This window comes from Streptomyces sp. VNUA24, from assembly GCF_029167005.1.
GTDB classification, from domain to species: Bacteria; Actinomycetota; Actinomycetes; order Streptomycetales; family Streptomycetaceae; genus Streptomyces; species Streptomyces scabiei.
The window spans coordinates 7,850,148-7,861,984 of record NZ_CP119143.1 but is presented as its reverse complement, the minus strand read 5'-3'; the positions used below and the strand labels follow the sequence as shown (position 1 = coordinate 7,861,984).

Annotated in this window: 11 protein-coding genes; 5 read left to right on the top strand and 6 right to left on the bottom strand. The window is 71.9% G+C overall.

All coding sequences use genetic code 11. From position 1 onward, the window contains the following. Positions 1 to 39: 39 nt before the first annotated feature. Positions 40 to 1,209 (bottom strand): steroid 3-ketoacyl-CoA thiolase, encoded by a 1,170-nt coding sequence (locus PYR72_RS33710; protein ID WP_275458791.1) that lies wholly within the window; start codon positions 1,207 to 1,209, stop codon positions 40 to 42. A 224-nt stretch (positions 1,210 to 1,433) separates the two neighbouring features. Between PYR72_RS33710 and PYR72_RS33705 the strand changes: the two genes are divergently transcribed. Then, complete coding sequence (locus PYR72_RS33705) at positions 1,434 to 2,669, top strand: cytochrome P450 (protein WP_275458790.1); 1,236 nt, start codon at positions 1,434 to 1,436, stop codon at positions 2,667 to 2,669. Between the two features lie 80 nt (positions 2,670 to 2,749). Here PYR72_RS33705 and PYR72_RS33700 read toward each other — a convergent pair whose 3' ends face one another. Together PYR72_RS33700 and PYR72_RS33695 are read right to left on the bottom strand one after the other, a co-directional pair. Next, on the bottom strand, positions 2,750 to 4,807 hold the full coding sequence (locus PYR72_RS33700; protein WP_275458789.1) for a bifunctional glycosyltransferase 87/phosphatase PAP2 family protein: 2,058 nt from the start codon (positions 4,805 to 4,807) through the stop codon (positions 2,750 to 2,752). Positions 4,808 to 5,114: 307 nt separating this feature from the next. Next, positions 5,115 to 6,332 (bottom strand): IS110 family transposase, encoded by a 1,218-nt coding sequence (locus PYR72_RS33695; protein WP_275454541.1) that lies wholly within the window; start codon positions 6,330 to 6,332, stop codon positions 5,115 to 5,117. A 272-nt stretch (positions 6,333 to 6,604) separates the two neighbouring features. Here PYR72_RS33695 and PYR72_RS33690 point away from each other — a divergent pair, with 272 nt between their 5' ends. Both PYR72_RS33690 and PYR72_RS33685 read left to right on the top strand, forming a co-directional pair. Further along, complete coding sequence (locus PYR72_RS33690; protein ID WP_275458788.1) at positions 6,605 to 7,888, top strand: DUF2330 domain-containing protein; 1,284 nt, start codon at positions 6,605 to 6,607, stop codon at positions 7,886 to 7,888. A 111-nt stretch (positions 7,889 to 7,999) separates the two neighbouring features. Next, complete coding sequence (locus PYR72_RS33685) at positions 8,000 to 8,671, top strand: O-methyltransferase (RefSeq protein ID WP_275458787.1); 672 nt, start codon at positions 8,000 to 8,002, stop codon at positions 8,669 to 8,671. A gap of 20 nt (positions 8,672 to 8,691) precedes the next feature. Here PYR72_RS33685 and PYR72_RS33680 read toward each other — a convergent pair whose 3' ends face one another. Then, complete coding sequence (locus PYR72_RS33680; RefSeq protein WP_013004086.1) at positions 8,692 to 9,087, bottom strand: FHA domain-containing protein; 396 nt, start codon at positions 9,085 to 9,087, stop codon at positions 8,692 to 8,694. A 118-nt stretch (positions 9,088 to 9,205) separates the two neighbouring features. On the opposite strand from PYR72_RS33680, the gene PYR72_RS33675 reads away from it, so the two are divergent. Continuing rightward, positions 9,206 to 9,637: a DUF1992 domain-containing protein gene (locus PYR72_RS33675; protein ID WP_275458786.1), complete on the top strand. Its 432-nt coding sequence runs from the start codon at positions 9,206 to 9,208 to the stop codon at positions 9,635 to 9,637. 128 nt (positions 9,638 to 9,765) lie between these two features. On the opposite strand, the gene PYR72_RS33670 is transcribed toward PYR72_RS33675, so the two are convergent. Together PYR72_RS33670 and PYR72_RS33665 are read right to left on the bottom strand one after the other, a co-directional pair. Next, a complete protein-coding gene (locus PYR72_RS33670) occupies positions 9,766 to 10,368 on the bottom strand; it encodes a hypothetical protein (protein ID WP_275458785.1) in 603 nt (200 codons plus the stop codon). Positions 10,369 to 10,373: 5 nt separating this feature from the next. Continuing rightward, entirely contained in the window at positions 10,374 to 11,117 is a 744-nt protein-coding gene (locus PYR72_RS33665) for a hypothetical protein (RefSeq protein WP_275458784.1), read from the bottom strand. Between the two features lie 158 nt (positions 11,118 to 11,275). Between PYR72_RS33665 and PYR72_RS33660 the strand changes: the two genes are divergently transcribed. Further along, a complete protein-coding gene (locus PYR72_RS33660) occupies positions 11,276 to 11,833 on the top strand; it encodes a GNAT family N-acetyltransferase (protein ID WP_275458783.1) in 558 nt (185 codons plus the stop codon). Positions 11,834 to 11,837: the final 4 nt, after the last annotated feature.

Here is an 11,837-nt window from a genome sequence, read left to right as displayed (position 1 = left end):
CGCCCCCGGCCCGTCAGCACCGGCGGCGCCCTCCCCGCCTCACAACCGCTGGATGATCGTCCCCGTCGCCAGCCCCCCGCCCGCGCACATCGTCACCAGCGCGAACTCCTTGTCCGTCCGCTCCAGTTCGTGCAGGGCGGTCGTGATGAGCCGGGCGCCCGTCGCCCCCACCGGATGGCCGAGGGCGATGGCGCCCCCGTTGACGTTCACCTTCGCCAGGTCCTGCTCGAAGACCTGTGCCCAGCTCAGCACCACCGACGCGAAGGCCTCGTTGATCTCGACGAGGTCGATGTCCTTGAGCGACATCCCCGCCTTCCCCAGCACCGCCCTGGTCGCGTCGATCGGCCCGTCGAGGTGGAAGTGGGGATCGGAGCCGACCAGCGCCTGGGCGACGATCCGCGCGCGGGGCCGCAGTTTCAGCGCCCGCGCCATCCGCTTGGAGGCCCACATGATCGCCGCCGCCCCGTCGCTGATCTGCGAGGAGTTGCCCGCCGTGTGGACGGCCGTCGGCATGATCGGTTTCAGCCGGGCCAGCGCCTCCGCGGAGGTGTCCCGCAGCCCCTCGTCATGGTCGACCAGCCGCCACATGCCCTGCCCGGCCCCCTGTTCCGCCTCGGTCGTCGGCACCTGGACGGCGAAGGTCTCCTTCTTGAACCGCTCCTCGGCCCACGCGGCGGCGGCCCGCTCCTGGGAGAGCAGCCCGAGCGCGTCCACGTCCTCCCGGGTGAGCCCCCGGTGCCGGGCGATCCGCTCCGCCGCCTCGAACTGGTTGGGCAGATCGACGTTCCACTCCTCCGGGAACGGCTTGCCGGGCCCGTGCTTGGACCCCGACCCGAGCGGCACCCGGGACATGGCCTCGACACCGCAGCTGATCCCGACGTCGATGACGCCCGCCGCGACCATGTTGGCCACCATGTGCGACGCCTGCTGCGAGGACCCGCACTGACAGTCGACCGTGGTCGCGGCCGTCTCGTACGGCAGACCCATGGTCAGCCAGGCCGTGCGCGCGGGGTTCATGGACTGCTCACCGGCGTGGGTCACCGTGCCGCCGACGATCTGCTCGACGCAGTCGGCGGGGATGCCGGTCCGGCCGAGGAGTTCACGGTAGGTCTCGCCCAGCAGGTAGGCGGGGTGCAGGTTGGCGAGCGCGCCACCGCGCCTGCCGATGGGAGTGCGTACGGCTTCGACGATCACGGGTTCCGCGGCCATGGGGATTCCTCTCAACGGTTACCCGCGCGGCGCGGGGCGTCCCGGCCCGGCCCGCCACGCAGAACTAGTACGCGTTCTAGTTCTCCTCAGCAGTCTGCTGAGCGCGGCTCCGCCACCGCAAGGGGCGTGCGGCAACTGAAAAGCCCGTACCCCTTGCTTGTTGTAGAACCCGTTACTACGGTCACCGCAATTCTCTCCATCTGATGCTCCGTCAGGAGTCGCCGATGCCCTGTCCAGCGCTGCCCGACGGGTTCGACCTCACCGACCCCGACCTGCTGCACCACCGTGTCCCCCTCCCGGAGTTCGCCGAACTGCGCCGCACGGAACCGGTCCACTGGATTCCGCAGGCACCCGGCATCGCGGGCTTCGCGGACGAGGGCTACTGGGCCGTCACCCGGCACGCGGACGTCAAATACGTCTCCACGCACCCGGAGTTGTTCTCCTCGACGGTCAACACCGCGATCATCCGCTTCAACGAGCACATCGAGCGGGACGCGATCGACGCCCAGCGGCTGATCCTGCTGAACATGGACCCGCCGGAGCACACCCGGGTCCGCCAGATCGTGCAGCGCGTCTTCACCCCGCGGGCGATCCGCGCGCTGGAGGACAACCTGCGCCACCGCGCCCTGACCATCGCCCGGGAGGCCGGCGCCCACGCCGGGCCCTTCGACTTCGTCACCGAGGTCGCCTGCGAACTCCCCCTGCAGGCCATAGCCGAGCTGATCGGCATCCCCCAGGAGGACCGCATCCGGATCTTCGAGTGGTCGAACCGGATGATCTCCTACGACGACCCGGAGTACGCCATCACCGAGGAGGTCGGCCAGCAGTCGGCGATGGAACTCATCGCCTACGCCATGAACATGGCCGCCGACCGCAAGCAGTGCCCGGCGAAGGACATCGTCACCACCCTGGTGGCCGCCGAGGACGAGGGGAACCTCACCTCCGACGAGTTCGGCTTCTTCGTGCTGATGCTGGCGGTCGCCGGCAACGAGACGACCCGCAACGCCATCACCCACGGCATGCACGCCTTCCTCACCCACCCCGACCAGTGGGACCTCTACAAGCGCGAACGCCCGGCGACGGCGGCCGAGGAGATCGTCCGCTGGGCCGCACCGGTCAACGCCTTCCAGCGCACCGCCACCCAGGACCTCGAACTGGGCGGCAAGCGGATCAGGAAGGGGGACCGCGTCGGCATCTTCTACGCCTCCGCCAACCACGACCCGGACGTCTTCACCGACCCCGACACCTTCGACATCACCCGTGACCCCAACCCCCACCTCGGCTTCGGCGGCGGAGGCCCGCACTTCTGCCTCGGCAAGTCCCTGGCCGTCCTGGAGATCGACCTGATCTTCAACGCGATCGCCGACGCGATGCCCGGCCTCCGGCTGGCCGGCGACCCGAGCCGGCTGCGCTCGGCATGGATCAACGGGGTCAAGCACCTCCAGGTGACCACGGGCTGAGGGCCCCACCCCGCAGTGCTCGGGCCGACGGCCTCCCGGCGCCGTCGGCCCGTCCCGATGGAGGCAGGGGCGCAGCCCCCCTACGCCCCGCCCCTGCCTCCGTCGTTCTGCCGGGACACCGGCGACAGGCCCGGCGCCGGGTCGCGGTCCACGCGCGGGTGCTCACCCGGTTCCCCGGCCTGCGGCCGGGACACGATGGTCCTCGGCCCTGTCAGGAGGTAGGTGAGGGCGAAGCCCGCGCCGACCACGACCGCGCCGCCGGCCGCGTCGAGGACCCAGTGATTGCCCGTCGCCACGATCGCCAGGACCGTGAAGAAGGGATGCAGCAGACCCAGCACCTTCATCCACACCCTCGGCGCGACGATCGCGATCGTCAGCCCGCACCACAACGACCAGCCGAAATGCAGCGACGGCATCGCCGCGTACTGGTTGGCCACCTCCGTCAGCCTGCCGTAGTCCGGACGGGAGAAGTCCTGGACACCATGGATCGTGTCGATGATCCCGAGACCGGGCATCAGCCGCGGCGGCGCCAGCGGATAGAAGAAGAAACCGACGAGCGCCAGCACCGTGGTGAAGCCGATCGCCGTGCGGGCCCAGCGGTAGTCCGCCGGACGCCGCCAGTACAGGAGGCCGAGGACCGTCAGCGGGACCACGAAATGGAACGAGGTGTAGTAGAAGTCGAAGAAACCCCGCAGCCAGCCGATCTGGACGACCGTGTGGTTGAACCAGTGCTCGACATCCAGGAACAGCACCTTCTCCACCGCGAGGATCTGCCCGGCGTGCTCCTCCGCGGCGGCCCGGCTGCCCGTGGCCTCCAGCCGGGTGCGCTGATAGGCCGCATACGTGACCCGGATCAGCAACAGCTCCAGCAACAGGTTCGGCCGGGTGGCCACCCTCCGCAGCAGCGGAGCCCAGCGGAAACGCGTCCGCGGCTTCGGGGCGTACCGGGTGGGAACCGGGGTGCGGTAGTACTGCGAGGTGCGGGACAGGAAGGGCACCACCAGCGCGGCGGCGAACGCGGCCAGCAGGACCACGTTGTCGCGCAGCGGCTGCAGGACGGCCGCGTTCGGCACCATCATCTTCGCGGGCAGCGTCATCACCAGGACCACCGCGACCGGCCAGGCGTAGCGCGAGGACTGCTGCGTGCCGACCCGGCCGACCACCGTCAGCAGCACCCACAGCAGCTGGTGCTGCCAGGACGTCGGCGAGACGGCGACCACGACGCAGCCGGTGATCGCGACGGCGAGCAGGAGCTGCCCGTCGCGGGCGTAGTGGACGGCCCGCCGCATGCCGAACACGGCCACCGCGGCCGCCAGGGCGAGGAAGACGGCGATCTCCGCCGGGCCGGTGAGGCCGAAGCGGAGCAGGGCGCCGTGCAGGGACTGGTTGGCGAGGTCGTCGGCCCTCCCGCCCAGGCCGACACCGGCCAGGTGGTGCACCCAGTAGGTGTAGGAGTCGTGCGGCAGCGCCGCCCAGGCCAGCGCCGTGGCGGCGGCGAACGTGATCCCGGTGCTCGCGGCGGCGCGCCGGCGGTCGGTGAACCACAGCAGCACCACGAACAGCAGCACCGTCGGCTGGAACGCCGCGGCGAGCCCCACACAGACACCGCCCGCGCGCTCGCCCCGCACCAGGAAACAGCCCACCAGGACCAGCAGGACCGGCAGGACACTGGTCTGGCCCAGATACAGCGTGTTGCGCACCGGCAGCGACAGCATCAGCAAGGTGATCGCCACCGGAGCCGCCAGCAGAGCCGTGCGGCGGGTGGCGGGCCCGGGCAGAGCACGGGCGGCGACCAGACCCAGACAGACCACCAGCAGCAGCGTGCCGAAGGTCCAGCCCCAACCCAGAGCCTGTTCGGCCGTTCGGGTGAGGGGCTTGAGGACGAGGCCGGCTAACGGGGTGCCGGTGAACCGGGTCGAGTCGTACAGCGAGCCCGTGACGTGCAGGACTCCGCCGGGCCCGACCCACGTCTCCAGGTCCGTGAGCCGTTCACCCTTCGGTGTGCCCAGCGCGACGGCGACCTGCCGCACCGCCAGGACCGCGGCGACCAGCCACAGCACGGCCCGTACCGTCCCCAACCGGCCCACCGCCGCACCCGTGCCGACGGCACCGCCCGGTCTGCTCCGCTCCGTCGCCACGCGCTGTCGTCCCTCCGAGCCGTCGTCGTCCCACCGAGAAGGCTCGCACTGGCCCCCTCTCAGGACACGGGTAACCCCAGCTTCACCCGGGAGCCACCTCTGTTTTGTCCGGGATGACCATAGTGCGCGCGAGGTTGTCCGCCCTCGCAGGGCACGACGTCGATCACGGATGCGCGTCACGTGCGGGGTCGTGACAGGCCACTGACAATCGCCTGAAAGCATGGCCGCAGGCACGGACGCACGACGGGGGGGTGCCTCTATGTCTTTCGTCAAGGCGCCCAGGTTGGGGTGGATTGGCTGGCTGGGGTCATGCGGCGAGTTCGACGTCCTTGGGGATGCGGGGTTCGTAGAAGGTGCCGTCGCGGAGCATGGCGAACAGGACGCTGATGCGTTGACGGGCGAGGCGGAGGAGGGCCTGGGTGTGGGTTTTGCCGCGGGCTCGCTGGCGGTCGTAGTAGGTGCGGGAGGCCGGGTCGGCGTTCATGCAGGCGAAGGCGGAGAGGAACATGGCGCGTTTGAGCTGCCGGTTTCCGCCTCGGGGTGCGTGTTCGCCGTGGATCGAGGTCCCGGACGACTTCGTGGTCGGGGCGAGGCCGGCGTAGGAGGCGAGGTGGGCGGCGGTGGGGAAGCCGGTGCCGTCGCCGACGGTGACCAGCAGGACTGCGGCGGTCCTGACGCCGACGCCGGGCATCGACGTCAGGACCGGGGAAAGAGGGTGGGCCTCCAGCAGGGCGTTGATCTGGGCTTCCAGGGCCCTGCGCTGGGTGTGGACGGTGGCGAGCGAGGCGGCCAGGGAGGGGATCACGATGTCGAGGGTGCCGGTGCCGGGGACGACGACGGTCTGCTCGTCGAGGGCATCGAAGACATCGTCGATCAGTCGTGCGGCCATGCGCGGTGCCTTCGGACGGATCACCTCGACCAGCCGACGGCGGCCGGCCTTTCGCAGTGCGGCCGGAGAGCCGTAACGCTCCAGCAGCCAGGTGACGGCGGGGTGGTCGAGGCGGGGGCCGAGGACGCGTTCCAGTGACGGGTGGAACTGGGTGAGCAGGCCGCGTATCCGGTTGGAGGTGCGGGTGGCCTCGGCCGCGAGGTCCTGGTCGAAGCCGGTCAGCACGGTCAGCTCGGCGGTGATCTCGTCGGCCAGCTCCAGGGTGCGCAGGGTGTGGGGCATGGTGCGGGCGGCGTCCGCGATCACCGCGGCGTCCTTGGCGTCGGTCTTCGCCTCGCCCGGGTAGAGGTCGGCGATCCGGCGCATGGCCAGTCCGGGCAGATAGGCGACCTGGCAGCCCGCATCCCGGGCGACGGTCAGGGGCAGGGCTCCGATCGAGGCGGGCTGGTCCACGATCACCAGGACGGTGCCGAACTTCTCGGTCAGTTTGTCGAAGACGGCCCGCAGTTTCGGCTCGCTGTTGGGCAGCTGCTTGTCGAAGACCTTCTTCCCGGCCGGGGTGAGCCCGTGGCCGTGGTGGGCCGTCTTGCCGACGTCCAGGCCGAGGAACACGCCCACGTCTTCGGTGTCGACCATCGTGCCCTTCCAGGGGAGTTGAGTGTGCCGGCCTCGGCAGTGGTGTCGTACGCGCGCATCCACGTTATGCAGACCTGCCGCCCGCGAGCTGTCCGGCATTGCGCCGGACCGGACGGTGGCCGGACCTCTCATCAGCGTCTCCGACGGCACCTTCCGGGCCCGGTGACATCACCCCCCAGGTCATCCGTTCGACAGGGGGACACAGTCATGCCGGGCCCGGAGGCCAGCGGCCCTCTTGCAGGACCGCGGAAAACATAACGGGAGCACGGGGGATGAACGGTTGCCTATGGGGGCGCGGACGGCTTCTGGTCGTGGTGCTCGCGCTGCTGGGCTTCCAGCTGGCCTCGCTCGTGGCACCGGCGTACGCCTGCGGCTGCGGGGCGATGGTGCCGGACGGCCGGCGGAACGTGTACGTGAACCGCGAGACGTCCGTGGTGCGCTGGGACGGCCGCGAGGAGCAGATCGTCATGAGTCTGACGGTCTCGGGCGACGCCCGCACGGCCGCCTGGATCATGCCGGTGCCGCACCGCGCGACGGTGCGGCTCGGTGACGCGGCCGTCTTCGAGCGGCTCGCCTCGGAGACCGCGCCCGTGTACGAGCGGCGGGAGTACTTCTGGCCGCGCTCGCGGGACTGGCCGTTCGACCTGTTCGAGAGCGACGGTGCGGCGGGGGACGCCGCGCCCCGGAGTCCGGGGGCTCCGGTGGAGGTCGTCGGCCGTGAACGGCTCGGCCCGTTCGACGTGGCCCGGCTGACCGCCACCGACTCCGGTGCCCTCGGCGACTGGCTCGACGACAACGGTTTCTCGCTCCCGGACCGCCTGGACACGGCACTGGAGCCGTACGTGCGGCAGGAGTGGGAGTACGTGGCGGTCCGGCTGGCGCCGGAGGACACCGCCGCCGGCCGACCGCTGACCGGCACCCTCGACCCGCTGCATCTGGCCTTCGCCGCCGACGCGCCGGTCTACCCGATGCGTCTGTCCCGCCTGGCCACCACCCCGCAGGCCCTCGACCTGTACGTTCTCGCCGAGCACCGGATGGAACCGGGCTCCTCGATCGGCGGGGACGAGCCGTCGGTGACGTTCGCCGGGCGCCTCGCGGGGCGGTCGGGCCCGCTCGCCGATCTCACCGGGGGCGGTACGGACTTCCTCACCGCCGTCGAGCAGGACTTCCCGCGGCCGGAACTGATCTCCGGCGACCACACGCTGCGGCGGGCGGCGACCGACGACTCCTATAGAAAGGTCATCCACGTGGACGAGATGTGGACCGTGTGGGGCATCCCCGGCTGGCTGGTGACGTTCGGCATCGGCTTCGCCGTACTGGCGATCAAGGGTGTCGCCGTGGCGATCGTGCTCAGGCGCAACGCGAAACGGCAGCTGCCGCCCGTGCCGCCGCCGGGGGCGTATCCGCAGCCGGGCGGGTACGCGCCGCAGCCGGGGGCGTACCCGCCGCCGGGCCCGTTCCCGGCCCCGGGCGCGCCGATACCGCCGGGCGCGCATCCGCAGGCTCCCGCGGCTCCCGCGGCTCCCGCCGACCCGAAATCCGGGCCGATCGGCTGAAACACGCCCCGGGAACCGCTGACAGGAGCCCGCCCCGCGCCTATTCTTTAGCGCATCTACTTAGCTGATCTAAGGAAATGCTCCGACGAAAGGCGCGGGAGGCGCAGCTTCATGAGCGAGTCGCGGACCTGGGACGACGTCGACACCTACTTCACCACCCACCTCGCCCCGAACGACGAGGCCCTGGAGGCGGCGCTGCGCGACAACGAGGCGGCCGGACTGCCGGCCATCGACGTCGCCGCCAACCAGGGCAAGTTCCTGCATCTCCTCGCCCTGATCCAGGGCGCCCGCCGCATCCTGGAGATCGGCACCCTCGGCGGCTACAGCACCATCTGGCTGGCCCGCGCGCTGCCCGCCGACGGCCGGCTGGTCTCCCTGGAGTACAGCGCCCGGCACGCGGAGGTCGCCTGCCGCAACATCGCGCGCGCCGGGCTCGACGGCATCGTCGAGGTACGGGTGGGCCCCGCCCTGGAGTCGCTGCCCAAGCTGACGGACGAGAACCCCGAGCCGTTCGACCTGGTCTTCATCGACGCGGACAAGGCCAACAACCCGCACTACGTGGAGTGGGCGCTGAAGCTCACCCGGGCCGGCAGCGTCATCGTCGTCGACAACGTCGTACGCGGCGGCCGGGTCGCCGACGCCGGCAGCACCGAGCCGGACGTCCGCGGCACCCGGGCCGCCATCGAACTCATCGCCGCGCACCCGAGGCTGAGCGGCACGGCGATCCAGACGGTGGGCTCCAAGGGGTACGACGGCTTCGCGCTGGCCCGGGTGCTGGACTGACCCGGCCCGGGCCCCCGGCGTCAGGCCTCGTGGTAGAAGCCCACGTTGACGCTGCGGGGCCCCGTGCGGTCGTAGATGACGAGTTCACCGGAGGCGCCGTGCGGGAGCTTCGCGGTGCCGCCGTACGGCAGCGGTGAGGGCTGGTGGCCGAGCAGGGTCAGCCGCACCTCGGAGGAGGGGTCGGCGTGCGAGCCCCGCAGCCAGGTGACCTGCCAGCTCCCGTCGGGGGCGCACAGGAACTCCAGGTGCACGCGGGAGACGAAGAGCCAGTCGTCCGGTGTCGCGAGCCGGCACACCGCCCGATCGCGGCCCACCCGGAGCACGCCGCCCGGCTCGCTGGGCGCGTCAGCCATCTGCATGCCGGCCGTCGCCCCGGCGTCCGCCTCGGAGACCGAGGCCATGGTGAGTTCGAGCACGTACCGCTCCTAACGGGTCAAACTCCAATTGTCGCTGCGCACGGCACGTTTGGCACGCCGCCGCCGCATGATAAATCGCCGGATCGTCCTGTTGTGCGGGCTCCGGCACAATGGACGCATGACCGAGCGAAAGCCACCCGGTGTCAGCTTCGAGTCCTTCGTCGACAAACAGATCCGTGACGCGGAGGCGCGCGGCGACTTCGCGTCGCTCCCCGGGGCGGGCCGGCCCCTGCGGGACGACGACACGACCTATGACGAACTCTGGTGGATCAAGCGGAAGATGGCCCGCGAGGGCCTCTCCGTCCTGCCCCCGACCCTGGCCCTGCGCAAGGAGGCGGAGGACGCTCTCGCGACCGCCGCCGAGGCCCCGTCCGAACACGCGGTCCGCAAGATCATCACCGAGATCAACGCCAAGATCCGCGACATGATGTTCAAACCCCCACCGGGACCGCCGCTCGGCCTGAAGCCGTACGACGTGGACGAGGTCGTACGACAGTGGCGGGAGGGACGCGAGGGGCAGGAGGGGCCGGGAGCCTCGCCAGGGGCCTGACCCGGCCGGTGCCGGTCACCGCGTGTCCGGCGCCGCGCCCCCGGAGGCTTTCCGGCCCCGCGCACACAGGAGGCCGCGTCCCGGTGCACGAACCGGGACGCGGCCTCGTCTGTGGCTGCGCGCGGTGGTTACAGCCGCAGCAGCCGTTCGGTCAGCTCGCGGTAGTCGCGCAGGGCGAGCCGGAGCTGTTCGGTGTCGGTGGACCCGCGGTCGCCGGCGGAGGTCTCCCAGGACGTGCGCAGGGTCCGGCGGCGCCGGGTCATCGCGTCGGTGAAGCGGGCCGTGACCTCTTCGAGGACCTGGTCGGCCTCCTCGACGGCGGACCGGGGTTCGTCGACGAACCCGCCGACCGCGTGCTGCAGCCGCGTCGCCAGCTTGTCGTTCTCGTCGTGCGGCAGGAGGGAGGACCCGGTGGTGCGGGAACCGCCCGGAGCGGTGCCGGTGCCCCGGTCCTCGGCGCGGCCCCGGCCGGGCTCGTCGTCCACGCCCATCGTCCTGCCGAGGCGGGTGTCGTCGCCGCCCGTCGTCGTGTCGTGGCCCGCGACGAGCGGGGCCCCGGTGCCGGTGCCGGCCGCCGAGCCGGTGGCGTCCGCCGCCCGCGTGCCCGACGTGATCCCGTTCTCCCTGACCCCGTCACGCTCCTTGACCCCGTCACGCCCGGGGGCCGCGCCACGGGTCTCGCGCAGACCGCGCTCCCGGATGCCGTCGCTCCTGTTCGTCTCGTCCGTCATACTCCTCAACTCCCCTTGGCGTGGCGCCTGGTGAGCGCCCATGGCAGATGGGACCGGTGGTGGCCGTCGGAGGCCGCGGTGCCGCGGCCGTCCTCGCGCACCGCGCCGTCACGGCGGGCCGGTTCCTGCCGCCCGGCGGTGTCGTGACGGTCCGCACGGTCCGCGCGCGTGTCCCGGCGGCCCGGCGTCACCAGGTCCTCGAACAGGGCGCGGGCCTCGACCATGGCCTCGCGCATCTCCTCGGTGCCGGGTCCGGCGCCGTCCGTGACGCCGTCACGACCCGGCGCGGAGTGCGCCGCGAGGTGCACCCGGCGGTAGCCGTGGACATGGTGGGCGTGGTGGACGGACAACGCCTCCACCTGGGTCTCGTAGTGGCCGCCGTCCGGGAAACCGCGGGCCGCGGCGACCTCGGCGAGCAGCCGGTCCGCCTCGGCGACCGCCTCACGGGGCGAGTCGACGAAACGCTCCTGGGCTGCCGCCCAGCGGGACTCGTAGCGCTCGCGCTCCGCGCCCGGCAGCGGCCGCCTCTCCATCGAGCCGTGCCGCTTCACCCGCTCCGCGAGTTCCCGGGCGGCGGCCCGCTCGTCGCCGTCATGGCGGGTCACGGCCCGCTCGTACTCCGGTCCGAAACGCCGCTTCAGGGATCCGCCGCCGCCCGCGCCCGCGCGGGCGCGCAGGGTCAGGACGGCCGCCGCGACGACCACGACCGCCACGATCACGATCAAAGCGATGATCAAGCCTGTGGACATGAATGCCTTCCAGAGTCCTCGGCCCGGGCGTCTCGCCCCGTCGGGCCGTTTCGCATCGGGTTGCCCGAAGCCGTTGGTTCAAACGGCAAGCGCGCGGGAGCGGACGACGGCGTAAATCGTTTGCGGACCACCCGCCACCGCTCCCGACAATGACCGTCATGACCCGCACGCCCCCCACCCCCGCCACGCGCCCCGGCGCTCCCGCGAACCGCACGGCCCCCGGCTGGTCCGTGGACGAGGAGCCCTACGGCTCTCCCGTCGCCGCCGCGCTCTGGCGGGCGTACTACACCGAGGTCAGCGACCGCTGGTACCTGCTGCACGAGGGGCGCTCCACCGACCCGGACGAGCTGGAGCGGGAGGTCGCGGCGGACACCGGGGCGTATCTGGCGCCGCCGGACGGCGCCCTGCTGGTGGCGCGGTACGGGGGCGAGCCCGTGGGGACGGCGGGCGTGCGGCTGACGGACGCCGCGACGGCCGAGCTGAAGCGGGTGTTCCTGCTGCCGGAGGCCCGGGGCAGGGGCGGTGCCGCGCTGCTGGTGACGGCGGCCGAGGACGCGGCCCGCGCGCTGGGCGCCGAGCGGATCGTCCTCGACACCCGCGGCGACCTGGTCGAGGCCCGCGCGCTGTACGCCCGGCTGGGGTACGAGGAGAGCGCACCGCACAACGACCACGCGTACGCGGAGCACTGGTTCACCAAGAGCCTGACGGGCCTGTGACGAG